Source organism: Microcella putealis, assembly GCF_004216575.1.
In the GTDB taxonomy this organism is placed as follows: domain Bacteria; phylum Actinomycetota; class Actinomycetes; order Actinomycetales; family Microbacteriaceae; genus Microcella; species Microcella putealis.
In genome coordinates this window covers 497,164-521,395 of the sequence record NZ_SGWW01000002.1, presented here as the reverse complement: position 1 = coordinate 521,395, position 24,232 = coordinate 497,164, and the positions used below count along the sequence as shown (strand labels likewise).

Annotated in this window: 28 protein-coding genes; 9 read left to right on the top strand and 19 right to left on the bottom strand. The window is 68.5% G+C overall.

Annotated features, from left to right (window positions below; translation table 11 throughout):
• Window positions 1-81: 81 nt before the first annotated feature.
• On the top strand, window positions 82-396 hold the full coding sequence (locus tag EV141_RS07435; protein WP_130485308.1) for a DUF7882 family protein: 315 nt from the start codon (window positions 82-84) through the stop codon (window positions 394-396).
• Here EV141_RS07435 and EV141_RS07430 read toward each other — a convergent pair.
• From EV141_RS07430 to EV141_RS07415, 4 genes are read right to left on the bottom strand one after another with little or no spacing between them, the layout of a single operon-like run.
• Complete coding sequence (locus EV141_RS07430) at window positions 359-721, bottom strand: DUF7882 family protein (protein WP_130485307.1); 363 nt, start codon at window positions 719-721, stop codon at window positions 359-361. The genes EV141_RS07435 and EV141_RS07430 overlap by 38 nt on opposite strands.
• Window positions 714-1,961, bottom strand: a complete 1,248-nt coding sequence (locus tag EV141_RS07425; protein WP_130485306.1) for an FAD-dependent oxidoreductase — start codon at window positions 1,959-1,961, stop codon at window positions 714-716. The genes EV141_RS07430 and EV141_RS07425 overlap by 8 nt, the downstream gene beginning before the upstream one ends.
• Window positions 1,954-2,700 (bottom strand): methyltransferase domain-containing protein, encoded by a 747-nt coding sequence (locus EV141_RS07420; protein ID WP_241969152.1) that lies wholly within the window; start codon window positions 2,698-2,700, stop codon window positions 1,954-1,956. Before EV141_RS07420 ends, EV141_RS07425 begins: the two co-directional genes overlap by 8 nt.
• 5 nt (window positions 2,701-2,705) lie before the next feature.
• The gene (locus EV141_RS07415) at window positions 2,706-3,866 is read right to left on the bottom strand and encodes a type III polyketide synthase (protein WP_130485305.1); all 1,161 of its coding nucleotides are present in this window, start codon (window positions 3,864-3,866) and stop codon (window positions 2,706-2,708) included.
• Between the two features lie 186 nt (window positions 3,867-4,052).
• Here EV141_RS07415 and EV141_RS07410 point away from each other — a divergent pair, with 186 nt between their 5' ends.
• A complete protein-coding gene (locus tag EV141_RS07410) occupies window positions 4,053-4,493 on the top strand; it encodes a hypothetical protein (RefSeq protein ID WP_130485304.1) in 441 nt (146 codons plus the stop codon).
• Window positions 4,494-4,589: 96 nt separating this feature from the next.
• Window positions 4,590-4,859, top strand: a complete 270-nt coding sequence (locus EV141_RS07405) for a DUF7218 family protein (protein WP_130485303.1) — start codon at window positions 4,590-4,592, stop codon at window positions 4,857-4,859.
• A 70-nt stretch (window positions 4,860-4,929) separates the two neighbouring features.
• On the opposite strand, the gene EV141_RS07400 is transcribed toward EV141_RS07405, so the two are convergent.
• The 7 genes from EV141_RS07400 to EV141_RS07370 form a co-directional block, all read right to left on the bottom strand.
• Window positions 4,930-5,952 (bottom strand): CNNM domain-containing protein, encoded by a 1,023-nt coding sequence (locus tag EV141_RS07400; protein ID WP_130485302.1) that lies wholly within the window; start codon window positions 5,950-5,952, stop codon window positions 4,930-4,932.
• Complete coding sequence (locus EV141_RS07395; protein ID WP_130485301.1) at window positions 5,949-7,448, bottom strand: hemolysin family protein; 1,500 nt, start codon at window positions 7,446-7,448, stop codon at window positions 5,949-5,951. The genes EV141_RS07400 and EV141_RS07395 overlap by 4 nt, the downstream gene beginning before the upstream one ends.
• Window positions 7,449-7,681: 233 nt before the next feature.
• The gene (locus tag EV141_RS07390; RefSeq protein WP_130485300.1) at window positions 7,682-9,109 is read right to left on the bottom strand and encodes an NAD(P)/FAD-dependent oxidoreductase; all 1,428 of its coding nucleotides are present in this window, start codon (window positions 9,107-9,109) and stop codon (window positions 7,682-7,684) included.
• Between the two features lie 28 nt (window positions 9,110-9,137).
• Window positions 9,138-9,629, bottom strand: coding sequence for an SRPBCC family protein (locus tag EV141_RS07385; protein WP_130485299.1), 492 nt, complete (start codon window positions 9,627-9,629; stop codon window positions 9,138-9,140).
• A 14-nt stretch (window positions 9,630-9,643) separates the two neighbouring features.
• Entirely contained in the window at window positions 9,644-9,970 is a 327-nt protein-coding gene (locus EV141_RS07380) for an ArsR/SmtB family transcription factor (RefSeq protein ID WP_375880249.1), read from the bottom strand.
• Window positions 9,971-10,176: 206 nt separating this feature from the next.
• Window positions 10,177-11,637, bottom strand: a complete 1,461-nt coding sequence (locus EV141_RS07375) for a hypothetical protein (protein ID WP_130485297.1) — start codon at window positions 11,635-11,637, stop codon at window positions 10,177-10,179.
• Complete coding sequence (locus EV141_RS07370; protein WP_130485296.1) at window positions 11,630-12,622, bottom strand: hypothetical protein; 993 nt, start codon at window positions 12,620-12,622, stop codon at window positions 11,630-11,632. Before EV141_RS07370 ends, EV141_RS07375 begins: the two co-directional genes overlap by 8 nt.
• Before the next feature lie 166 nt (window positions 12,623-12,788).
• Here EV141_RS07370 and EV141_RS07365 point away from each other — a divergent pair, with 166 nt between their 5' ends.
• Together EV141_RS07365 and EV141_RS07360 are read left to right on the top strand one after the other, a co-directional pair.
• Window positions 12,789-13,775 carry a TerC family protein gene (locus EV141_RS07365; protein WP_130485295.1) on the top strand — a complete coding sequence of 329 codons (987 nt, stop codon included), beginning with the start codon at window positions 12,789-12,791 and terminating at the stop codon, window positions 13,773-13,775.
• 45 nt (window positions 13,776-13,820) lie between these two features.
• A complete protein-coding gene (locus EV141_RS07360) occupies window positions 13,821-14,270 on the top strand; it encodes an SRPBCC family protein (protein WP_130485294.1) in 450 nt (149 codons plus the stop codon).
• Between the two features lie 7 nt (window positions 14,271-14,277).
• Here the strand turns inward: EV141_RS07360 and EV141_RS07355 are convergent, their stop codons facing one another.
• Together EV141_RS07355 and EV141_RS07350 are read right to left on the bottom strand one after the other, a co-directional pair.
• Window positions 14,278-14,508 (bottom strand): helix-turn-helix domain-containing protein, encoded by a 231-nt coding sequence (locus EV141_RS07355; protein WP_130485293.1) that lies wholly within the window; start codon window positions 14,506-14,508, stop codon window positions 14,278-14,280.
• The gene (locus EV141_RS07350; RefSeq protein ID WP_130485292.1) at window positions 14,508-15,026 is read right to left on the bottom strand and encodes a DUF2975 domain-containing protein; all 519 of its coding nucleotides are present in this window, start codon (window positions 15,024-15,026) and stop codon (window positions 14,508-14,510) included. Before EV141_RS07350 ends, EV141_RS07355 begins: the two co-directional genes overlap by 1 nt.
• Before the next feature lie 168 nt (window positions 15,027-15,194).
• Between EV141_RS07350 and msrB the strand changes: the two genes are divergently transcribed.
• Window positions 15,195-15,665 carry a peptide-methionine (R)-S-oxide reductase MsrB gene (msrB, locus tag EV141_RS07345; RefSeq protein ID WP_130485291.1) on the top strand — a complete coding sequence of 157 codons (471 nt, stop codon included), beginning with the start codon at window positions 15,195-15,197 and terminating at the stop codon, window positions 15,663-15,665.
• Between the two features lie 27 nt (window positions 15,666-15,692).
• On the opposite strand, the gene EV141_RS07340 is transcribed toward msrB, so the two are convergent.
• On the bottom strand, window positions 15,693-16,931 hold the full coding sequence (locus tag EV141_RS07340) for an amidohydrolase (RefSeq protein ID WP_130485290.1): 1,239 nt from the start codon (window positions 16,929-16,931) through the stop codon (window positions 15,693-15,695).
• A gap of 77 nt (window positions 16,932-17,008) precedes the next feature.
• Here EV141_RS07340 and EV141_RS07335 point away from each other — a divergent pair, with 77 nt between their 5' ends.
• Complete coding sequence (locus EV141_RS07335) at window positions 17,009-17,932, top strand: FUSC family protein (protein WP_130485289.1); 924 nt, start codon at window positions 17,009-17,011, stop codon at window positions 17,930-17,932.
• On the opposite strand, the gene gdhA is transcribed toward EV141_RS07335, so the two are convergent.
• Window positions 17,929-19,278: an NADP-specific glutamate dehydrogenase gene (gdhA, locus tag EV141_RS07330; RefSeq protein WP_130485288.1), complete on the bottom strand. Its 1,350-nt coding sequence runs from the start codon at window positions 19,276-19,278 to the stop codon at window positions 17,929-17,931. The two genes, EV141_RS07335 and gdhA, sit on opposite strands and share 4 nt — an antisense overlap.
• Window positions 19,279-19,335: 57 nt before the next feature.
• Between gdhA and EV141_RS07325 the strand changes: the two genes are divergently transcribed.
• Window positions 19,336-20,334, top strand: a complete 999-nt coding sequence (locus EV141_RS07325) for a DMT family transporter (protein ID WP_130485287.1) — start codon at window positions 19,336-19,338, stop codon at window positions 20,332-20,334.
• Window positions 20,335-20,502: 168 nt separating this feature from the next.
• Here EV141_RS07325 and EV141_RS07320 read toward each other — a convergent pair whose 3' ends face one another.
• The 3 genes from EV141_RS07320 to EV141_RS07310 are packed head-to-tail and all read right to left on the bottom strand — an operon-like array spanning window position 20,503 to window position 22,638.
• Entirely contained in the window at window positions 20,503-20,916 is a 414-nt protein-coding gene (locus EV141_RS07320; RefSeq protein WP_130485286.1) for a VOC family protein, read from the bottom strand.
• 9 nt (window positions 20,917-20,925) lie between these two features.
• A complete protein-coding gene (locus EV141_RS07315) occupies window positions 20,926-22,161 on the bottom strand; it encodes a Fic family protein (protein ID WP_130485285.1) in 1,236 nt (411 codons plus the stop codon).
• A gap of 60 nt (window positions 22,162-22,221) precedes the next feature.
• Window positions 22,222-22,638 carry a DUF5997 family protein gene (locus tag EV141_RS07310; RefSeq protein WP_130485284.1) on the bottom strand — a complete coding sequence of 139 codons (417 nt, stop codon included), beginning with the start codon at window positions 22,636-22,638 and terminating at the stop codon, window positions 22,222-22,224.
• 54 nt (window positions 22,639-22,692) lie between these two features.
• On the opposite strand from EV141_RS07310, the gene EV141_RS07305 reads away from it, so the two are divergent.
• Window positions 22,693-23,247, top strand: a complete 555-nt coding sequence (locus EV141_RS07305) for a LysR substrate-binding domain-containing protein (RefSeq protein ID WP_130485283.1) — start codon at window positions 22,693-22,695, stop codon at window positions 23,245-23,247.
• Window positions 23,248-23,274: 27 nt separating this feature from the next.
• Here EV141_RS07305 and EV141_RS07300 read toward each other — a convergent pair whose 3' ends face one another.
• Window positions 23,275-24,216, bottom strand: a complete 942-nt coding sequence (locus tag EV141_RS07300) for a CPBP family glutamic-type intramembrane protease (protein ID WP_130485282.1) — start codon at window positions 24,214-24,216, stop codon at window positions 23,275-23,277.
• Between the last annotated feature and the right edge of the window lie 16 nt (window positions 24,217-24,232).

The window sequence follows — 24,232 nt, the reverse complement described above, 5'->3', positions numbered from 1 at the left end:
CCATCGTTCAATGCGCGCATTCCGACGGCCACGTGACCTCCTGACCACCGAGCGAAGCACCGATGACGGCGGGGGCTGATCGTGGGAATCCTGTACTACGCCGGCAGCGAGATGGCGATCGCGTTCCCTGACCGGGTGCTCGCGCACGTGAAAGTGGTGACCACGGCGAAACTGCGCCGCGGCGAAAGCTTCACCGTGAGCTGGACGCACCCGCTCGACGACACGATGGGGCGCAGCACCCTGTGGATGCACCCCACGATTCCGCTGCGCTTCGTGTTCGACGAGCGCGAACCACCCGAGCTTGACCGCTCATGGCTCGAGAGCCTCTCGGCGTCGGCCAATCTCGCGGGCGGAATCTCTATCGACGTCGACGATACGGACGAGCCGACGACGTAAGCACCGTCGCATCGGGCGCAAGCGTCAGGGCCGGCTCAGGAACCACGCGGAGGCCCACGGCGCTGCTCGCCTCGGCGTGCAACGCCTCGACCCACGCCCTATTGAGCGTCGGCTCTCGGCTGCCGAAGAAGTGGAACTGCATCGGCACGGCCGGGTGCACCCAGAAACTGCGCCGCCCACTGCCCTCGGCCGGCGAGAGGTCGAGCTCGAACATGAAGGGTTCGCCACGACGCAGTTTGGTCATGATGACGACCCGCAGGTGGGCGAGCAGTCGGTCGTCGAGGTCCACCGTTGCCGGCGGTACTCCGTAAATGAATTTACCCACGGGCCTGGACTGTACTCCCTTCGCGCGGGGCGTCTCGTCGGCCCACGGTCGTGCGCGCGGGCGGCGGCGCCTCGGCGACAACCAGTCGGCGGGCGAGCGGGCGGCAGATCGGGGCGCCCAGCACGAGGGCGGCACCGCGCCGCAGCAGGTCGCGGCCCGCCACCGGATCGCCCATCCGCATGAAGAACGCCGAGCGATGCCGCGCGCGAGCAAAGAGTCGGCGCACGGCCCGCCGGTAGGCCGCCCACCGAAAGCTGCCGACGCTCAGGCCCTGCTCAATGCTGTCGGCCAGCACGCGCGCCGCCGACCACCCCAGCGCGAGGCCCTGACCGCCGATCGGGCTGACCGCGGCAGCGCCATCCCCCACGAGGGCCAGGCGGCCGCGCGCGATGTGCCGCCGGCCGCGACTCTGGGCACGAAACACGGCGACGGAGCCGTGGATGCGGCCGACGCTCGCCCGCGCGCGATCGCGCACGAGCATCCGAAATTCGTCGACCGAGACGGGGGCATCGGATGCGCGCCACACGACCCAGCGTCGGCGCCCGCCCGGCACCGGGAACGATTCGACGATGCCGTCGTGGGCCGCCACGAGGCGCGCGTGCTGGTCGTGGGTTCCGCGCGGGCCGGGCGTCGCGTCAGCCTCGGCCATCGCGTACCAGCGGGCGGGCCCACGGGGCCGCAGCGGGCCGAACAGCGCGTCGGCGAGCTCGCCGTTCACCCCGTCGGCGAGCGCGGCGCAGCGGGCGACGACCGCCCTGCCAGCGTCACCGAGCGCCAGCTGGACTCGATCGGGGTGGGGCGACACCGCGGTGACTGGTGTGTTGCGGCGCAGCGCTCCGGGCGCGAGCTGGTCGAGACGCCGCTCGAGCATCCGCTCGATGATGCGCTGGTCGAGCACGACGGGGCCCGGCCTGGCCGGCGGCGCAAACGACACCGCGACCTCCCGGCCGGCCGACGTCGTGAAGGCGCCTCCCTCGAGCACGAGCGCCTGCTCACGCACCGCGTCGCCCAGGCCGACGGCGTCGAGCGCTGCCAGGGCCGCCGGGTGGATGCCGAACGCGCGCGGGCGGTCGGCGATCGTCTCGCGCCGCTCCAGCACGGTCACCGCGACGCCACGCTGGGCCAGCAGGCAGGCGAGATACAGGCCGTTTGCGCCGCCGCCGACGATCGCGACGTCGACCGCGGGGTCAACCGGGAGATCGACCGGCTCGCGGGTAGTCCGACTCGGCGCCTCACGCATCGGGAGCCTCGTACCGCAGCTCGAGCCGCCAACGGGCTCCCCCGCCGCGCGCCTGCCAGCCGTCGGGAGCCGCGGCGGCCAGCTCGGCGACCGTGTGCGAGCGGCGAATGCTCGTCAGCCCGTCGGGGCGAATGAACGACCCCCGCAACAGAAACGGATGCACGAGCGCCGTTCCGACGGCGAAGGCGACGTAGCCGAGGCGGCTGCGCGCCAGGTCTCGGTGCACGACGACGCCGCCCGGGGCGACGAGCCGCTCGGAGTCGGCGAGCAGCACGCCGAGCCCCTGCGCGTCGAGGTGGTGGACGACGTGGTTCGACATGACCACGTCGAATCGCTCACCCTCGGCGATGAGGTCGCCGGTGTGGGCGACGCGCAGCGTGAGGCCATCGACCCTCGGCTGGCTGCGGGCGAACGCGATGGCGCGCTCATCGGGGTCGATGGCCACGACCTCAAGGTCGATGCCGCGGCGCCGAGCGCGCGCGATCAGCGCGCGCGGAACGTCGGCCCCGCCCGTACCCACATCGAGCAGGCGCACGGGGCGCGAGCCGGGGCGCGCCGACGCGACGGGCGCGATGTCGCGCGCGAGCATCCCGTCAATATCGCTCACGATCGCGTTGACCAGCGCGAAGCGGCGGAACGTGTGCTCGAGGCGCACGGGGTCGCAGTCGGGGGCGTCCATCAGTTCGTGCGCGTCGTCGGCGCGGTGACGCAGGTGCAACAGGTGTGGCAGGTGTGGCACGGCGCCTAGCCCTCGACGACGGTCATGAGCGCCGACTCGACCGTGAGGCCCGGGCCAAACGCGATGGCGATGAGCCGATCGCCCACCTCGGCGTAGTGCTCAAGGTTGCGCTGCATCACAAGCATCACCGTCGCGCTCGACACGTTGCCGATGTCGCGCAGCACGTCGCGCGACGGCGCCACCTGATGGGCGTCGAGCCCGAGGCTCTCCTCGACCTTGTCGACGATGCTGCGCCCGCCCGGATGCACGGCCCAGCGAGCCACGGATCCCCCGATCGCGCCGCCCTCCAGCGCCGCCGCGAGCTCGGCGTCGTGATCGAACAGCGGCCGAATCGCACCGGTGATGTGCTCGCCAATGATCTGCGGCACGGCGGTCGACAGCACCATGTCGAAACCCTGATCGCCAATCGTCCAGGCCATGTCGCCCTCGCCGACGGGGGTGACGAGCGTCTCGGAGCGGTCGAGCTGCAGCCCGCGCTCGCCGACGCCGAGGGCGCGCTTCGTGACGATTCCCGCTGCCCCGGCGTCGCCGAACAGCGAGTTCGCCACGATCAGGTCAGGGTCGTCGCTCGCCCGCAGGTGCAGGGTGCACAGCTCGACGCTCACCACGAGCACGACCGCGCTGGGGTCGGCGTCGCACAGCTGGGCCGCCATGCGCAGGGCGGGCATCGCGGCGTAGCAGCCCATGAAGCCCAGGTGGTAACGCTGCACCCCCGGCCGCAGCTGCAGCTCGCGCGCGATGAGGTACTCGGGGCCGGGCGCGAAGAAGCCGGTGCACGACACCGTGATGACGTGCGTGACGTCGGCGGCCTCGATGCCCGCCGCGCCCTCCACCGCTCGTCGCGCGGCCTCGACGAAGATCGGGCCCGCCTCGGCGATGTAGTGGTCGTTGCGCGCCTTCGTGCCGGGCGCGAGCAACTGCCTGGTCGAGGCGTCGTAGTAGCGGGGGTCGTCGCGCAGCTCACCGTCGAGCTCGGCGATCACCGTGCGGCGCGTCTCGATGCCTGAAACCCCGAATGCTGTGGAGACGATGCGCTTGCCGAGGCGGCTCAGCCCCTCCTGCTCGGCAAACACCTCGCCCACCTCGACCTGGTCGAGCACGGTGGGCGGCAGGACCTGCTGCAGCGATCGGAGGACGGCGGGGGTGGTGGGGCCAGGTTCGCTCATTGCCGCATGCTCTCAGCAGCGCGGCCCGGTGTCGAGGGCTTTGCAGGGCTCCCCCAGCGTGCCCTCCATCCCCACCGTTACGCCGTTCGTCCCATGGTGCCGGGCCATCGCGCGGCGTTACCGTGACCGCGACCGCTCAGGCGGGCCCCCGGCCCTGCCGCACACGCGCCCGTGAAGGAGCCACCCGTGACCGCCACCCGTCTCCGCCGCCACGTGATCGCGGTGGTCTGCGCGATTGTTCTCGCCACCGCCGGATGCGCGGTGCCGGCCGACGGGGACGCTCCCGCCGCCGACGCCCCCGCTCCCACTCCCACACCCACTCCCACTCCCGCCGCCACGCTGGGCGAGTGCGGCAGCGCGCCCGATGAGAACACGCCGGGCGACTACCCCGCCGCGAACCTCCCGGCAGTCGAGCAGCGCACGGCCGAACTCGTCGGGTACTTCGAGGCGGTCGACGGCCGGTACTGCATCGACGCGGCCGGCGAGATCACCTACTTTCTGATCTACGACTTCGCGGAAGACGGGTTCCACACCCTCGATGTCTGCGGCAGCGTGTTCACCTACTTCGAGGGCGATTTCGAGGGCGCGGCGGTCGTCTACACCGACGCCACGGCGCGCTGCGGCTGAGCGCCGGCGGCGACCTCCCTGTGAGCGCGGTCAGGACGCATCCCACCAGCGGCCCCGGGCGGGCAGACTCGAGACACCGATCGAAGGGAGCGCCCCATGGCCGCGAAAAACGACAATCCCAGCATCAAGGACGAGGAGCTCTACGAGTCGCTGCGCGAGGATGGTGCCTCGAAGGAGAAGGCCGCACGCATCGCGAACGCCGCGGCACGCGACGGTCGCGACACCGTGGGCTCGCGCGGCGGCGCCAGCGGCTCGTACGACGACTGGACGGTCGACGAGCTGCGCTCGCGCGCCAAAGAGCTCGGCCTGAGCGGGTACAGCGACATGCGAAAGGACGAGCTCATCAAGGCACTGCGCTCGCACTGAACTGACTGGGCCGAATAAGCCGACGCCGCGTTGGGGCGTCGCGACATCTCTGCCGCGACGCCCGCTTCGCCTACAGCGCCGGGGCGGGAAGCACCGGCGGCAACACGCGGCGCAGCACGTCGGCCAACGTGACCACGCCTACGAGCTCGGTGCCGCGCATGATCACCGCCAGTTGCACACTGTTCGCCTGCATGCGGGTCAGCGCTTCGTGCACCGGCGTTCCGGCATCGATGCGGTACGCCTCGCGCGCGAAATCGAGCGCGTTGCTCTCACGGTCGACGAGCAGCGTGTCGCGCACGTGCACGACGCCGGGAAGCCCGTCGCCATCGCCGTCGTCGATGAGGATGCGCAGGTGGCCCGTGCGTCGCGCGGTCGCCTGAACGTCGGCGACCGAGGCGGTGCGCGGCACCGTTGTCACGGTGCGCCCCTCGTCGATCAGCGACTCGACCGACATCGTCTGCAGGTCGATGACGCCCGAGATCTGGGCGCGCATGTCTTGCTCGAGCACTCCGATCTGGGCGGAATGGTCGACGAGCTGGCGAATGGTCGCGATGTCTTGCCCGCCGACCGCAGCACGGTCGACCGGTGTCACTCCCGCCGCCGCCACGAGGCGGTTCGCGATGTTGTTGATGACGCTCAACCCCGGTCGCAGCACCGTCACAAAGATGCGCGAGGGGATTCCGATGACCTTCGCCGACAGCTCGGGGTGCGCGATTGCCCACGACTTGGGAGCCATCTCGCCGATCACGAGGTGCAGGAAGGTCACGATCAGTAGCGAGAGCGTGAAGGCGATGCCGCCTGACAGCCAGTCGGGCATCCAGCCGTCGAAGAGCGGGGCGAGCAGCGCCTCGACACCCGGCTTCGTCACGGCACCGAGCGCGAAGGTGCACGCGGTGATGCCGAGCTGGGCGACGGCGAGCATCATCGTCAGCTCGTTCATGCCCTTCAGGGCGGCGCGGGCCGAGCGGCTCGTCACCGCCTCTTCTTCCAGCCGGTGACGGCGGGCGCCGAGCAGCGCGAACTCGATGATGACGAAGAACGCGCTGAGCGCGATAAGGCCGATCGTGACGATCAGCACCACAAGCGGGCTCATCGGACACCGCCCTTCGTGTCGTCGCCGGATTCCCGGGGCGCATCATCAGCGCCCATCGCGACCACCGCATCCGTCGCCGCGTTCGCGGCAGCCGTCTCAGCATCGGGTTCGTCGGCGCCCTCGAGCACCTCGACCGGGCCGGTCGCCGGACGCTCCACGAGCCGCACCCGCAGTTCGCTCGGCACGTGGCGGTCGAGTTCGAGCACCTCGACGACCAGCAGGCGGGTCATGGGCTCGTCTTCGATGAGGTCGGCCCCGTCGACGGGCAGGCGCACCTCGATGGTGTCGCCCTGCTCGGGCAGCTCGCCTCGCTCGGCGATCAGCAGGCCGGCGATCGTCTCGTAGTCGCCGCGCGGCAGGTCGTGGCCGACGGCACGTTCCACCTCGTCGATGTGCACGTTGCCGTCCATCACCCATTCGTCGTCGGCAACCTTCTCGACGACCTCGTCAAGCTCTGAATCGTGTTCGTCGGTGATCTCGCCGACGACCTCCTCGGCAAGGTCTTCGAGGGTCAGCACGCCGGCGAAGCCGCCGTACTCGTCAATGACGCACGCCAACTCGTTGCGCGTCTCGGTGAGTCGCACGAGCGCGTCGGGCAGGCTCATCAGCGTCGGCACGACGACCGGCTCGCGCATGAGTTCGGTGACGAGGGCCTCGTCGGGTAGGTCACTGCGCAGCAGATCGGCGAGCTGCACAACGCCGATGGGCTGCTCATCGTCGTCAACGATCGGATAGCGGGTGTGCGCGGCCGCCATGCGCTCGCGCACCTCGCCCACCGTCACCGACGGACGCACAACGTCGACGTGAGCACGCGGAACCATCGCGTGTTCGACATCCTGGTTCGGGAAGTCGAGGATGCGGTCGAGGATGATCGACAGGTTCTCGGGCAGGTCACCGCTTTCGCGCGAGTCCTCGATGATGTGCTCGAGGTCATCAGCACTGGCGCTCGAGTCGAGGTCGTGCACCGGCTCGATGCGCAGCAGGCGCAGGAACGCGTTTGCCGCGGCGTCGAAGAACCAGATCAGCCAGCCGAAGGCGGCGAGGTAGAAGTTCGTCGACCGCGCGAGGAAGCGCGACATTGGCTCAGGGATCGCGATGGCGAGGTTCTTCGGGAATAACTCGCCAAAGATCATTTGCACGACCGTCGCGAGCACGAGAACACCCGCAGTCGCGACGCCGACGCTGACGGCCGCCGGAACACCGATTCCACCCAGCAAGACACCCAGCGATTCGCCGACGAGCGGCTCGGCAACGTAGCCGACAAGAATGCCCGTGACGGTGATGCCGAGCTGGGCGCCCGAGAGCATGAACGACGTGCGCTTGGTGACCTTCAGCGCACGAACAGCCGCCTTGTCTCCATTCGCCGCCATGACGTTCAGGCGGTTGCGGTCGACCGACATGTAGGCGAACTCTTGGGCCACGAAGTAGCCGTTCGCCGCGATGATCACAAGGATCACGACGATGCCGATGAGCAGAAGAATGACCGACTCGGTCATGATTTCACCCCCTCAGAGCGGGGGCGCGAGATGCGGGTGGTGAGTAACGGGCAACTATGGCCCGGGTCGTCTGACGACGACCCGGTGCGCGTGGTGCGGTCCACGAGTGTTCGATTCCTCCACGGAATTCAGGAAACGGGTAACTGTCTCAGGGTACGGCACACGCTGAGGAATCGCTGGATACGCGGGGCTGAGCGAATCCGCGCCAGCGGCACCGCGCATCCCGAGCGCCGTCAGCGGCCGCTGATCACATCGGCGATACGCGCGACGCGAGAGGTGCGCGTGAGGCCCCGAAACTCGGCGCGGTCGGCGTATCGGTAGGCCCCGTAAATGACGCGGGTGGCGAGCCAGCGCAGCGGCTCGGGCTCCCACTTTCGGGTGCGCTGCCCTACCCAGGGCAAGCGGGTGATGGGCGTGTCGGCGCCGGTGACCAGGTCGGCGAGCGTGCGCCCGGCGAGGTTCGTCGCCGTGACGCCCGTGCCGACGTAGCCGCCCGCCGCTCCGAGCCCCGTGACCGCGTCGTACTGCACGGTTGCCCGCCAGTTGCGGGGCACGCCGAGCACGCCGCTCCAGGTGTGGGCAATCGGCACCTCGGCGATCGCCGGGAACCACTCGCGCACGAGCGCCGTGAGGCTCGACCACGTGGCGCGATCGGTGAGCCCGTCGGTGTCGAATCCGCTCGCCCAGCGGTAGGGCGTTCCGCGGCCACCGATGGCGATGCGTCCGTCGGGGGTGCGCTGCGCGTACGCGTAGACATGCGAGAGGTCTTCGAGCGTCTCGAAGCCCTGCCAGCCGATGTCGGCCCACATGGCATCGCTCAGCGGCTCGGTGATGATCATCGACGAGTTGAGCGGCAACCAGTCGCGCTTCGCGCCCGGCAGTCGGGTTGTGAAGCCCTCGGTGGCGCGCAGCACGTGCCGCGCGCGCACGGTGCCCCGCTCGGTTCGGGCCTGGCCCACCGCGATCTCGGTCACGCGCGCGCCTTCGTAGACGGTGACCCCGCGGCGGCGCACCGCGTCGGCGAGGCCGACGGCGAGCTTCGCCGGGTGGATGCGCGCGCAGTGCGGTTGCCACAGCCCACCGCGCGTATCGGCAACGTTCACGCGGGCACGGCTCTCGGCAGCGCTCAGTTCGACGACGCCCTCCTCTGGCCACTTCTCGGCGTGCGCGACGTACGTCGCGATGCGGCGGCGCTGGGCCTCGTTCCGGGCGACGAGTAGGCTGCCCCCTTTCACCGCCTCGGCGTCGATACCCTCACGCGCGCAAACGGCGAGCACCTCGTCGACGGTGGCGTTCAGCTCGTTCTGGAAACCGCGCACAGCCTCGACGCCGTGTTTCGCCGCGTAGCCGTCGTGGCCGCCCGTGATCGAGTTGGTCAGCCAGCCGCCGTTGCGGCCCGATGCCCCATAGCCGACACGGTGTTGCTCGAGCACGACGATGCGCAGAGACGGGTCGCGCTCGGCCAGATAGTAGGCCGTCCAGAGGCCGGTATACCCCGCGCCGACAATCGCGACGTCGGCCTCGAGGTCGCCGTCGAGGGCGGGGCCCGCGGGCGTGTCGGCAAACGGCGCCATCCAGAAGGAGATGTCGCCGTTGCGGGCGGGAACGTCGGGGCCGGCAGCGGTGCGGGCGGCGTCATTGCCGGATGCGCGTGAGGGCATACGACCATTCTGCCGCGCGCGAGGTGGTTCAGCGGTCGGCGAGCAGCGCGTCGATCTGCTCGAGGGCCGACGACATACCCTCGACCATTCCCATGGCGGCAAGCTCGTCGAGCGCCTCGAGGCTCGGGAAGGTCGAGATCAGCGTCATGCGGGTCGAGCCGTCGCCGATGTCGTCGAGGCGCGCCTCCGCGTGGGTGACGGGCATTCCGTGGGCAGGCTCGCCCGAGTCGTCGGCGAAGCCGTCATCGAAGGCGAGGCGATGCGGGGGCTCGACGAGGGTCATGCGCCACCAGCCGGCCGAGGTGTCACCGTCGGGCCCGGTCATGACGTAGCGCATCTCGCCGCCGGGGGTGAGCTCGTGCCGCGTGAAGGTTGCCGGCCACTCCGGCGGGCCCCACCACCGCTCGAGCTGGCGCGGGTCGGCCCACACCTGCCACACGCGCTCAACGGGTGCCGCGAACTCGGCGACGAAGGTGAGGGTCAGCGCCTCGCGATCGATGGCGTGATCGGTAACGGTCATGGCGGGTCCTTTCCTCAGCCCTCGGCGAGGAGGGCGTCGATCTGGGCGGCGCGGTGCCGCCACAGCTGTTCGTAGACGTCGAGCACGGCCCGTGCCCGGCGTACGGCCGCAAGGTCGGCCGTGACGATCTGTTCGCGCCCCCGACGGCGCTTCGCGACGAGGGATGCGCGCTCCAGCACCGAGACGTGTTTCTGCACCGCCGCGAAGCTCATCGCGTATCGCTCCGCGAGGGCGCTCACGCTCTGTTCCGCGTCGATGACGCGCGCGACGATGTCGCGGCGCGTGCGGTCGGCGAGTGCCCGAAACAGCGCGTCGACCTCATCGTCGGTGAGAGCATCCATTTGTACAACCATTTGGTTGCACGTTAGACCCGCTGCGAGCGTGCGTCAAGCCCCGTCCAGTTCGAGACGATGTCGAGCACCAGCACGGCCGCCGCCGCGCGACTAAAACGGTCACCTAAACGTGCAGTGCCGGCTGCTGAGAACTGACGGCGATGGGCGTGCTGATGACGGTTGAGATGGAAAAGCGCTGGCTCACCCGGAGCGATCTAGTCGACGAAGTACCTGAAGGTCTTCAGTTCTGAATCGAGAACGTCATCTGGCACTACGCCGAGTGTGAGCGCTAGGTCGACCGATCCGAGAAGCGCGACCTCCACATCGGGAAAGAACGCTCGCTCGAGAACCGCGAGGTAGTCCGCCATGCTCGCATCGAGCCGGTTGACCAGCTCCTGATAATCAGCCGCAAGATGCTCATCGAGCATCTGTTGCTCTTCGAGGTAGCGGGAAATGAGTTCCGCTTCTCGACGGGATAGCGATGACGAGACTCCGCTGTACATGACCATGCCGACGGTGTTGCCAATCACAGCACCGAGAACAGGGACCGGGATGACTGCTTGGCCGACGAAGGATGATAAGCCGCTGACCGCAGCTTCCAGGGAGACGAGTTCGGCCGCCTCGATGAACTCGAGCTCGTCGATCTCCCTGCGTCGTAGCTTGTTTGCCTGCTCAGCGATACCAAAGGCGGCGGTGACAATCGAACTGGCGACGGCCGCAGACGTCGCCGTGAAGTTCGTGAGCGAGTAGATGCTCAGACCGCGAACCGTACCGCTGACGGCGCCAAGCCCCGTGCTGCCGGCGATCTCCGTCCAATCATCGATCGTAAAGTCCTTGAGCTTTTTGCCCTCTCGACGCTTCTCGACCACCGCGATGACGAAGGCAGTCGTGCCCTCGACGGCAGCGGCTACGAATGTTGCTTTCGCTCCTTCTTTGAGATTCGGTCGGCTCGCATGGTAGGCATCGTCGCGCAGGGTCTTGTCGGTGGCGCGGAGAGCATCCTTCTCAGCCCCCAAAGTGGACTCGTGTACGCCTCGCTGCGCCTCGTGGTAATCGAGTGTGGAGGGCTCGAGTGACTCGATGCCGACCGAGCCTTTGTCGAAGAATGCTTGCACCCGCTCCCAATCACGAAAGGAGGGACCGTCCCCGCTACGTGTGAGCAGGCTGCCGGCTTCCTCCCGCGGCATGTCGTGGAGCTTTCGGATCGCATCAAAGTGGTCGCTGGGGATCTGGTACTTCCCACCACTCATCACGAAGCCCGGGTATTTCTCGAGGTGCTCCGAAATAGCGCCCAAACCGAAGCGTCCGCCCGCCGCGACGAACTTCTGCTGGATCGCGACGCCGCCTCGCATGAGGTCCACGGGCCCGTTGTCGTTTACCCACTGGTACACGGCGCCTTCTCCGAGAATTTGGCTGCGCGCGTTGCCGACGCCTACTTCTGCAACCTCGGCGATGAAGCCGTGCATACCCTTCACGCCGCCGCGGTTGGAAGTAACGACTTCGAGGTCGATCTTTCTAATCGCCTCATCGACACTGGCAAGCGCATCTCCAAGATTCACGTCCTGCTGACGAAAGGTGCTCAGCAGATTGTCGAGGCGGAGTTGGTTCAGGTAATTGACCCATGCGGCGAGCGCTTGCTCTTGGTTGGTCTTCGCGAGGCTCGGCGAATCACTCATCGTCGGCCTGCTGATTTACAGTTCGACGAAGGAGCACCGCGGCGGCCTTCGCATTGTTGACCAGCGTGGCTAGCCTCGACTGCTCCGCTGCGGACAGCGCAAGGAAGTCAGCGCCGGCAAGCGTTATCGCGTCGCGATAGCGGTTCAGGAGTAGCTCGCGGAGCGAAGAGGTGCGACGCAGCAGGTCGTCGATCTGGGCGTCGATTCCTCGGACGAGCGCGGTGTTCTGCTTCACGCCAACGAGCGATTCCTGTTTCGCGTCGCGGTTCTCAACCTTCTTCTTCGTGAATAGCACGACCGACACGAGCAGGGTGGCCCCTGCCACAGTCCATCCGATGGGGCCCGCGAGTGCGAGCAGCGCGCTTCCAGCTGCAGTGCCGCCGCCACCGACTGTGAGTGCTCCGCCACCGAGCCACGCTAGCGCCGCATTGGTCGCGGCAGCCCCTGAAAGCGTGGAGATCGCAGTTCCGGTCGAAGCGACACCAAAGGTCGTAGCGGCCCACATGGCCGCCGTCGGCGCCATGCTCGCCACAGCAGCGCCCGCCGCGAAGCCCGTTCCCGCCCCGATCGCGGACGCTCGAGCGGCCTCAAGATCCTTCCGAGCGAACTCGATGACCTCAACAAACTGCGCTTTGTGGAAGTTGATGTCCTCGAAGTCCTTCTCGAACGACTTCGGTGTGTTCGCGATGCTGTTCACCAAAAACTCGACCAGGTCGATCAGGTCCGTCGAGCGCTCACGTTGCCGAAGCAGCGAAAGTCCGCTGTCGTTCATTGCTGTGAACGCGCCGTTGTATTCGGCGATTGCTTCTTCGTAAGGGTCCAGCTTCTTGGTGGTGAGCTTCTGGAGGATGTTCCCAGCTGCGTCCCTCAGTTCGCCGGCCTGCTCGGCGACTTGTGCGGAAGTGCTGCGCGCAAGCCTTCCCACTTCATCTGCGGCTTTGCCGAGCCCCGCCCGAACCTCATCATTCTCGATCGGTTCAGCCATCCCAATCCCCCGTACTCCGCGCTGCGTCTTCTAAGTGACGAGAGAATATCGGGCACGAGCGACAGAGACCTTCTGTTGGGCCGCACCAGCCTGGGGAGCCGCGCGGCAGTAGCGGCAAGTGTCACGGCAATGACGCCTCGGATGGCACCCAGCACCCCCGCCAGGCATGACGCCCAGAGTCATCTCACCGCCTCCCCGACCCGTCGCACGCGACGGCCCAAGGCCCTACAGTTGCGCCGTAGACTTCAGCCTCGTCATCACGCGCGACCTCATCGCCGTCTTCCTCACGCTGTTCGTGCTCGAGATCGTTCTCGGTGTCGACAACGTGATCTTCATCTCGATCCTCGCGAGCAAATTGCCGGTCGAGCAGCAGGCGAAGGCCCGCAACCTCGGGCTGACACTCGCAATGGTGATGCGCGTCGGACTCGTCTTCCTCGCCGGCTGGATCGTCACGCTGACCGCCGACGTCGTCACCCTGTTCGGCAACGGCTTCAGCGTCAAAGACTTCATCCTGATCGCCGGAGGCCTCTTCCTCGTCTACAAGGCGGTGCACGAGATTCACCTGAAGCTCGAGGGCGCCGAAGAGTCGCACGAGGTGAAGCTCGCCACCGTCACCTTCGGAGCCGTCATCGGGCAAATTCTGCTGCTCGACCTCGTGTTCTCGATCGACTCGGTCGTCACCGCCGTCGGCATGACGACGAACATGATCGTCATCATCACCGCGGTCGTCGGCGCCTTCGCGATTATGCTGTTCGCGGCCCGCTTCATCTTCACCTTCGTGAACCGCCACCCCACCGTGAAGATGCTGGCCCTGTCGTTCCTACTACTCATCGGCGTCTTCCTCATCGCCGAGGGCTTCGGCATCAAGATCGACAATGCACTCATCTACGGGCCGATGGCGTTCGCCGTGCTCGTCGAGTCGCTCAACCTCATTGCCGCTGGCCGCCGCAAGGCCCGCGAGAAGGCCCGCGCCGACCGTGAGGCGGCCGCCAGCGAGCCGGTACGCCTGCGCTCGCGCTTCTCGCCCGCAGAAGAATCCGTCGCGGTTGCTGCGGCAACCAGCAAGGCGTCGGGGTCGGGTGCGGTCGGGCTGTCGCGGCGTCCCATCGATGGTGCGCACGACGACGCCGAGCCGCCGCGCGGGCTCGGCTGAGCACACCCCTCGCGGGGCGGCGATGAGGCGAGTAGCCTCGCCCGCATGAGCGAGCATCCCGCCGACGGTTTCACGACCACCCGCACGATCGCGGCATCGCCCGAGCGCGTCTGGCACGCGCTCATCGACACCGAATCGTTCGCGAGCTGGTTCGGTACCGAGCAAGTGGCCGTTCCGCTGTCGACGCTGCGATGGGATGCTCGCGAGGGTTCCGAATGGAGCGCTCAGATGGTGCTGCCCGACGGCGCCACCATCGAGTGGGAGGGCGAGTTCGTGCGGGTCGATCAGCCGCGCGAGCTCGCCTTCACCATCACCGACGACGCGACGAACCCGCAGCGCGACGATGTCGTCTTCACCCTCACGGCGAGCGACGGCGGCGGATGCGCCCTCACGCTCGCGCAGTCGGGCGGCGGCCTGAGCCCCGAGCAGTATGAGCAGGCCGCGGCCGGCTGGGCCGGCTTCGTCGACGTGATTGAGCAGATCGCGACGCGCTGACACTCAGCTATCGTGCGGGCCCCGCCGCCTCGTCACCTGGCTCGAAACGCAGGAGGTCGCCCGGCTGGCAGTCGAGCACCTCGCAGATCGCCTCGAGGGTGGTGAAGCGCACGGCCTTTGCCCTCCCGTTCTTCAGCACGGCGAGGTTCGCGGGGGTGATGCCGATGCGTTCGGCCAGCACGCCGACCGGCATCTTGCGCTTCGCGAGCATGACGTCAATGTCGACGATGATCGGCATCAGATCACCTCGTCGAGCTCGGCGCGCAGCGCGCGGGCGCTCGTGTCGAGTTCGATGGCCTGCACGAGCAGCAGCCGCATGATGTAGACCACGAGGGCGACTCCCCCGGCGACGAGCGCGAAGCCGAGCAAGAGACCCACCTGACCCGGCGCGACCACGTCACCCCTCGTCGTGCGGTTCGCGATCGCGAAGCCGACGGCGACTCCGACGGTCAACACGGCGGCAAGAGAGATCGCTCCGATGACGACGTCGACCTCGCGAAACGATCGCCGCGAGAAGACGGTGCCCGCCCTCACCCGCGTAAGCAGTCTCCAGATACAGACGGCAATCACCTGCAGACAGAGCACGCCGAGGGCAACGTAGATGCCGAGCATGCTGTACACCCACGCGACCCGCGAACCCGAGGAGTCATCGATCGAAAAGCTCGCCATGGCAAGCGCGCCGATCTGCACCACGAGCGACCCGGCAATCGCGATCGCGATCACCACTTTCAACACGACGACGGCGATGCGACCCACGACGGCCTCCCCTAATCGAATAACGAACGGAATCTATCGACAAACGATACATGCATCCGTGACGGTGCGCGAGCATCCGTTTCGTGCGTGGCGGCGGGCGCACCCATGTCGAGCGGATGCTCGTCCTCCTTGCGGCCGCATCTCACCTCCGGCACATACGGTTCACGCATGACCGAGCCCAGCGTTCCCCGCCACGACCCGGCCCAGTACCGGGCAACGCGCGAGCAGTTGGCGAAACTCACGCCACTGCAGCGGAAGGTGACCCAGAACGACGGCACCGAGCCGCCGTTCCGCAACGAGTACAACGACAACAAGGCCGAGGGTCTCTACGTCGACGTGGTGTCGGGGCAGCCGTTGTTCTCGTCGCGCGACAAGTTCGACTCGGGCACAGGGTGGCCGAGCTTTGTGAAGCCGATCCAGGAGGACGCGGTCACGACCCGCACCGACCGAACCCTCTGGATGAAGCGCGTCGAGGTGCGCTCGTCGGGCGCCGACAGCCACCTCGGGCACGTGTTCGACGACGGTCCGCGCGACCGCGGGGGCCTGCGCTACTGCATGAACTCGGCGTCGCTGCGGTTTATCCCGGTTGCCGAGCTTGAGGCCGAAGGTTACGGGGAGTATCGGGCACTGTTCGCATAGGCGGCCCGGGCACGGGCACCTCGAGCGCTAGGCCGAGGCGAGCCAATCGCGCGCGGCGGCCGCAAGTGCGCGCACGCCGATGCCGAGGGTTGGCATGATCACGGGCGCAGACTGCGGCGAGTGATTCGACGGCAGCTCGGCGACCTTCTGCGTGATCTCGGCGACCGAGCCGAGGCCCGCGAAGTGCGCCGGGTCGGCACCTCCCAGAAGCCAAAACACGCACGGCGCCCCCGACTCGCGGGCCAGGATTCCGACGTCTTCGCTGCCGGTCACGACGCCCGGGTCGACCACCATGACCCCCTGAAGGGCGGCGGAAAACGCCTCACGGGCGCGGCCCACCGCGGCCTCATCGTTGATGACCGCCGGAAACGAGTGCAGGGTCTCGATGACGGGCTCGCGGTCGGCCCCGGCCGCCTGCGCCTCCCCGCGCACAATGCGCTCGACCGCGGCGAGCACGGTCTCGCGCACCGTCAAGTCGAACGTGCGAATCGAGAGCTTCAGCTCGGCCGAGTCAGGGATGATGTTCGGCGCCGAGCCCGCCTGCACCGAGCCGACCGTCACGACCGCGGTTTCGGTGGCCGGAATCTCGCGCGACACGATCGTCTGCAGGCGCAGAATCACCGAGGCGGCGAGCACGACCGGGTCGACCGTCGCGTCGGGCCGCGAGCCGTGGCCGCCGCGCCCGTAGAGGGTGACCCGAAGCGCGTCGGAGGCGGCGAACGCGGGCCCCACGCGCATCCCGATGGCGCCAGCCGGAAGCGGAGCAACGTGCTGGCCGATCACGACGTCGGGTCGGCCGAAGCGGTCGAAGAGCCCGTCGTCGACCATGGCGCGGGCGCCGGCGCCCTTCTCCTCCGCCGGCTGGAACACCGCGAGAATGCGCCCGTTCCAGCTCGCATCGGCGACGAGTGCCCCGAGCGCGCCGATCAGTGCGGTGACGTGCATGTCGTGACCGCACGCGTGCATGACCGGCACCTCGTGCCCCTCGGCGTCGACGTCGGTCGCTGTGCTGGCGTAGGGCAGCCCTGTCTCCTCGCGCACGGGGAGGGCATCCATGTCGGCGCACATCAGCACGGTCGGCCCGTCACCGCGCTCGAGCACGCCCACAACACCCGTGCGCCCGACGCCCTCAGTGACGGTGAAGCCGAGCTGGCGCAGACGGTCGGCGACGATGCCGGCCGTGCGCGTTTCGGCGAAACTCAGCTCGGGATTCGCGTGCAGCTCACGGCACAGATCGGCGAGCTGGTCAAGTGCACTACTGGTCATGGTGAGAGAGCACATGGCGCCCAATCGCCCCCCAAATCAGCCTGAGACTTTCGGGGTCTGCGCTGCGCGGAGCGCTGATGCTGGTCGCCGCCGTCGGCATCGTCGTCGGGCTCAGCGTCGTGGCGATCGGGCCGAACACGGCGCAGGCCGCGTACGTGGCGATTCTCTTCTTGCTGTCGCCGTCGCGATCACGCGATGCGCGCATCCGTCTCTGGGCGGCCGTCGCCGCCGTCGGCGTCGCGACGGCTGGCTACCTGATCGGCCCGCTCGGGATGCCCGCAGTCGTTCTCGGGCTCGTCATCGTCGGCGTCGTCCAGGCCCGCTTCCGGCTGGGCGATGTGTCGGGCATGTCGCGGGCGCCGGTCAACTTCATGGCCTTCGCGGCGCTGTCGGAGACGGGCGCTGCCCTCTGGCAGGTGCTGCTGGGCTCGGCGATCGGTGCGGCGTTCATTCGGCTGTTGGCGCGGGTGCTGCCGCCGAGCACGCACGAGCCCGCACCCAGCACGCGTCGCGCGCGCGCTGAGTACGGCATCACGCTCATCGTCGGCGTGATCGTGATCGTCGTGGGTGCCGAGCTGCTCGACTTCCCGTACGTGGCATGGGCGCTGCTGTCGCTCTGCATGGTGCTGTCGGTCGGTACCGACCAGCGGGCCCGGCGCACCCTCGAGCGCATCGTCGGCACGCTCATCGGCGCCGTGGCGGCAACCCTGCTCGCGCTGGCCCCGGCGCCCGTGCCGATCATCGCCGCCGTCGTCGCGACGGTGCTGTGTGTGGCCTACCTGTGGCAGGGCAACTACACGCTGTTCGTCGCCTTCCTCACGCCCTCGGTGCTGCTCACGACCGGGGCCGCCGCGGGCGCGCTCGCCCTCGGCGTCGGTCGTGTCGAGGCGGTGATCGCGGCCGGCGCGCAGGCGCTCGCGCTCACAATCGGCGTGTCGGCCGCATCGACCGGGGTGACGCGACACCTTGAGCGCCGGGCCGCGCGGCGAGCAACCCCCTAAATCACGCCGAGCGCGAGCATCGCGTCGGCCACCTGCGTGACGCCGGCGATGTTGGCGCCGGCGACGTAGTCGTCGGGCACGCCGTAGGCATCGGCGGTGTCGAGCACCCGGTCGTGGATGCCGCGCATGATGTCGGCGAGCCGCTCCTCGGTGTGCTCGAAACTCCACGAGTCACGCGACGCGTTTTGCTGCATTTCGAGTGCGCTGGTCGCGACGCCACCCGCGTTGACCGCCTTAGCGGGTGCGAAGAGCACACCACCGGCGCGCAGCACGGCGACGCCGTCCGGCGTCGTCGGCATGTTGGCGCCCTCCGCGACGATGCGCGTGCCGTTCGTGACGAGCGCGGCCGCACCCCGTTCATCCAGTTCGTTTTGGGTGGCGCAGGGAAGTGCAATGTCGCACGGCACGTCCCAGATCTGACCGCCTGTGATGTGCCGTACCGAGCCGCCCTTTTCATCGGCGTAGTCGAAGACACGGCCGCGGCGGCGCTCCTTGATGTCGATGAGCAGCTCGAGGTCGATGCCGCGCTCGTCGACGACGTAGCCGCCCGAGTCGGAGCAGGCGACGACCGTCGCACCCAGCTGGTGCGCCTTCTCGATCGCGTAGCGGGCCACGTTGCCCGACCCCGACGCGACTACGCGCTTGCCTTCGAGCGTCTCGCCATGGCGCTGCAGCATCTCGTCGACGAAGAAGACGGTGCCGTAGCCGGTGGCCTCGGTGCGCACGAGCGAGCCGCCCCAGCCGATGCCCTTGCCGGTCAGCACGCCCGACTCGTAGCGATTCGTGAGCCGCTTGTACTGGCCGAACAGATAGCCGAGCTCGCGGCCGCCGACACCGATGTCGCCCGCCGGAACGTCGGTGTACTCCCCAATGTGGCGCGACAGCTCGGTCATGTACGACTGGCAGAAGCGCATGATTTCGGCGTCGCTCTTGCCCTTCGGGTCGAAGTCGGCGCCGCCCTTGCCCCCGCCGATCGGCATGCCGGTCAGCGCGTTCTTGAAGGTCTGCTCGAAGCCGAGGAACTTGATGATGCCGAGGTTCACCGACGGGTGAAACCGCAACCCGCCCTTGTAGGGCCCAAGCGTCGAGTTGAACTGCACGCGGAAGCCGCGGTTGAGCCGCACGTCGCCCGCGTCGTCGACCCACGGCACACGGAAGATCAGCTGTCGCTCGGGCTCGACGAGGCGCTCCATGATCGCCGCGTTCATATATTCCGGATGCTTCCGGACGACGGGCGCCAGGCTTTCGAACACCTCTTTCACAGCCTGGTGAAACTCCGGCTCGCCCGGATTTCGCGCGATAACGGCGTCGAAAACGGGCTCGAGGGCAGGGTCGAGTGCAGGCATGATCGGGACGGCTCCGGTGTGGTCGGGGGCGTGCGCCAGCGGGCGCAGAATAAACGTATGACCCGCCGCGGTTTTCTCCTATTCGCCTCCCTCGGCATCATCTGGGGCGTTCCGTATCTCTTCATCAAGATCGCCGTCGCTGAGCTGACACCGGAGTTCCTCGTGCTCGCCCGCACCGCGATCGCGGCTGCCCTACTGCTGCCGATTGCCGCCCGTCACCGCGCGATTGCGCCGGTGCTGCGACGATGGAAACCGCTGCTGGCGTTCGCCCTATTCGAGATCGTGCTCGCCTGGTACTTCATCAACGCGGCCGAGCAGACGCTGTCGAGTTCGACGGTCGGGCTCTTGCTCGCGACCATCCCTCTTGTCGCCATGGCGGTCGCCTTCCTCGGCGGGCGGCGCGACCGACTCACGGGCGTGAATCTCGTGGGGGTCGCGTTCGGCATGGTGGGCGTTGCCGCGATCGTCGGCTTCGACGTCGGCGGCAGCGACCTCGGTGCCGTCGCGCAGCTCGCGGTCGCGATCGTCGGTTACGCCGTCGGGCCCGCGATCCTCGCGCGCTACCTGCACGACTTGCCGGGCGTCGGCGTCATCGCGTGCGCGCTCGGCATCAGTGCGCTGGCGTATGTGCCGATCGTGGCACTCACGGGCGGCTGGCCAACCGCCGTGCCCTCGACCATGACGATCGTCTCAGTCATCGTGCTCGCGGTGCTCTGCAGCGCCGTCGCGTTCCTGCTGATGTTCGCGCTCGTGGCCGAGGTTGGCCCGATCCGTATGTCGGCCATCACCTACGTGAACCCGGCGGTGGCGGTCATCGCGGGAGCGCTGTTCTTGAACGAACCGATCAGCGCATGGACGGTTGTCGGGTTCGCCGCGATCCTCCTCGGATCAGCGCTCGTGACGCGGCCCGACCCGGCGAAGGCCGCGGCCACTCCCGAGGCCGAAATAACGGAGGCACCCGACAGCGCAACGGACGCTGGCGATGACCACGAGCATCCGACCCTGAGCGAAGCCCTCGACGAGCCGATTCCGCCCACGGAGCCGATCGTCCGGTAACCACGCGGCGGCCGTCGCGCCACGCGGGCGAAGTGACCTCGATGTGCGCAAATTGGTCGGCTGTGGTGATTGCGATGTCGGTGGCGGTGAGTACCTTCCACGCATGCCAGAGCAGCATTCGCAACAGATCAGCGACGACGGCGCCGTGGCGTTGCCCGTAGCCGCACCCTACGGCAGCAGGCTCTCGCCCATCGGGGTCGGGTTGTGCGCGATCTCCCACCGGTAGCCCTCGGGGTCGGCGATGTACGCCGTGTAGCCGCCCCACTCGCGCCGCTGCGGTGCCGCGACGAGCGCGCCGCCGGCGGCGATGACGCGGGCGACCACAGCATCCACGTCGGCGGCGGTCGGCACGTTGTGCGCGAGCACAATCGGGGATGCGCTGGCCGGGCCGGCCGCGCCGACCTCGGCTTCGAATCCGGCGCGGTTCCAGAGCGACAGGATGCTCGTCTCACCGACGCGCACAAAGATCACCTCTCCGGCGACCTCCTCGACGACCGGCCAACCGAGCTCGTCAACGTAGAAGCGCCGCGCGGCCGCGAGTTCGCCGACGGCGAGGGTGATGACGCTGACGCGCGGGTGCACGGTGCGACCCTAGCGACCCCGGCGCCCGAACCGGCGTGAATACGCGTCGAGCGCGGCAAGCATCTGCGGTTGCGCCCACGCGCGCCCTCGCCGGCGGCCGGATATCTCGTCGAGCACGCCGCGACTCGTCAGGGTGTCGAGCGCCCGCTGTGCGGCGACCGCGTTGAGCCCGAGGTGGTCGGTGAGGTACCGGGCGTTTACGACGGGTTGGCCGACCAGCAATGGCAGCACCCGCCACGCTGCGGCATCGGCCCGAATCCCTGAGAGGGCTTCCCGCGCCGCATCGAGCGCGTCGGCGAGGTCGTCTACCAGGGCGTGCCCGCGTGAAACAGCTACGAGTGCGGCGCCCGCGAACTGCAGGACGATCGGCGCCGCGTCCCCCGCACGGTAGGCCGAGAGCGCGTCGAAGTATCCCTGCACGTCGATGAGCAACCCTGCAGACAACGGCACGGTGCTGCGGGTGACGAGCCCTTTACCGGCCAGCATCGCCTGAGCCAACGCCCGCCCTGTGCGGCCGTTGCCATCGACGAACGGGTGCAGGGTTTCGAACTGCGCGTGGGCGACGGCCACGTGCAGCAGCACGGGCAGGTCGTTGCGCGCCATGAACCGTTCGAGGTCGTCAAGTGCGGCGGGCAGACGCTCGTGGTGGGGCGCAACGAAGTCGGCTGTGAGGGGGCCCGCATCACCCGGCCCAATCCAGACGAGCTCGTCGCGCCACCGACCAGCGTGATCCTCCATGCCGACGTGCTGGCTCAACAGCGCGTGATGCATCTGCAGCATCGTGGATGCGGTGAGCTTGTTCGCGAGGCTCAGGGCGGCTTCCATCGCGCGCACGTTTCCGACGATGGTGCGGCTATTGGGTGCGCTGACGTCGCCCAGTTCGGCGAGGGCAATCTGCCGCGCTGAACTCGTGAGGTTCTCGATCTGCGAACTCGATGCGCTTTCGGAGCGCAACAGAATCGCGGCCATGGGGCCGACCGCGTCGCTCTCCCGGCCCAAGCGCGCACTCACGGACGAGTCAAAGTCCGCGAGTGCCGCCGTCGCGTCATCGAGCTCGGCCGCCAGCTCAACGGGAATGTCGGGCGCCCAGTTCGCCAGCACCGGCGGAATGATCGACCGGTACTCCCCGGTCTGCCGCTCGCGCTCGCGCCGCGAGTACGACGACGCATCGCGCGGCGTCCAGGTGCGCGTCTCCCACCCCGCCGGCGGCGCCGGGAGCGTCACCCGCTGAGCATCCGAGACCATGGTGCCATCTTAATTACACTTAGTGACTTAAGCGTTATTAAGAGTCGACATCGTTATGACTTAATCGGCGGTGGGACGCTCGCCGATTGCCGTGCCCGGCTTACGACCCGTGCCCGGCGCATGCTTCTCGCGCTCGTCGACCAGCCATTCGGGCATCTCGTCGATGATGGCGCGAATCTCGGCGGTCGTCATCGAGTCGCTGACGCCGGCACGGGCGAGCGCCGAGTTCGAGACGCCGAGCCGGCGCGACACCTCGTCGCGCGGGTGCGGGCCCTCCTTGCGCAGGGTGACCAGCCACTCGGGTGGGTTCTCGGTGAGCTCGTTCAGCTGCGTGCGCGTGATCGGGGTCGACTGAAACTCTGCGGGCGTCGCCGGCAGGAAGATGCTGAGCTTCTTCGCCGCGGTGGCGGGGCTCAGCAGCTGCTCCTTTTTGGGCTTCGGCTGCTGGCGGCGGTCCTCACGCGGGGCATCGGTCATGGTGACGAGCGTACGGGAGTCAGGGCGCGCATCCATCGTCGCTACCCTTGCCGCATGGCCGAACCGCTCGTCGTCGCGTTCGTGACCGGCGTCACCCCCACCAAGTGGGAGCGCATTTGGCGCGAGCGCCGGCCGCCCGGGCGCATCCACCTCGAGTCGATGACGCAGGATGCTGCGCTCGCCGCGCTCGCGGACGGCACCGCCCACATGGCTCTTCTTCGCGACGTCGCGGCCGACGACGAGCGGCACGCAATCGCCTTGTATCGCGAGCAGCCCGTGGCGGTCGTGCCGAAGGAGTCGCTCGCGGCCGACGCCAGCTCGCTCACGCTCGCTGAGCTGCGCGAGCTCGGCGGGCTCCCCGTGCTCGACGTCGACCTCATTGTGGGCACGGGCGCCGAGACGATCGAGTTGGTCGCCGCCAACGTGGGCGTCGCCGTCGTGCCGCAGTCGGTCGCCCGGCAGCACGGTCGCAAAGACGTGGTCGCCCGGCCGGTCACGGACGCCCCCGATACGGGTGTGGCGCTGGTCTGGCCGACGACGAACGCGCATCCTCTTGTCGACGTCTTCATTGGCATCGTGCGCGGGCGCACGGCGAACAGCTCGCGCTAACCGAGCGGCGGCTCCCCTGCGTCGGACCTAGGCGCTCGTCACCGCGCCCGAGCGACGCGTTGACGCCCACACCCCGGCGGTGATCACGATGATCACTGCGGCGGGAATCAGCACCACGGGGCTTCCTTGGGTCTCGGGGCGGGCATTGATCAGTGTCGGAATGTCGGCGTGCAGCACGAGAGCGCCGAGCAGCGCGAGCGTGTTCAGCACCGCGTGCAGCAGAACCGCCAGCTCGATGCCGCCGGTGCGCCACACGAGAATTGCGAGGCATGCGCCGAGCACGACATACCAGGTGAGGAAGTACGGGTCGAGGGTGCCGTGCGACACAGCGAACACGACGCTCGTGACCACAACGCCGAGCACGAGCCCCACCGTCGGGTTGCGCGTCCAGCCGGCGATGACGCGGAACATCAGGCCGCGGTAGGCGTACTCTTCGGCGGCGGCGGCCAGGGGCACCAGCAGCACGATGATGAGCAGGTAGGCGACGAGGTCGATCGTCGTCCACGCGATGCGCTCAACCGGCCCGGTCAGCGCGAGCGTGACGGTGAGCGCCCAGAGCGGTGCCAGTACGAGCAGTCCGCGCCCGAGCATCCCGAAGCGGAATCGTTGCGCGACCGAGTGCAGCGAGGGGGCGCGCACGCCGTAGAGCACGCGCTGAATGACCATGCTCCACGGAATCAACAGGCCGAGGCCGAGCATCGCCGCCGCGAAGTTCACGGGCGTGTAGCCGTCGCGACCCAGGTATTCGGCATCGATGAAGTCGGCCACGTCGCGCAGGCCGACCGCGAAACCGATGAGCCCGGCGGCCAGCAGCACGATGGCGAGAATGCCCCGGAGGATGCGCCGCTTCTCGCCCGCGAAGACGCGGTGGTATTCGACGCGTCGCGGCACGGCGCGGTCAGCGGCGCGCGGGGTGTCGTCGCGCCCGAGCCACGGGGTACGGGCAGTGGTTGTGGGGGCGGTGGTCATGGTGTCTCCTGTCTGT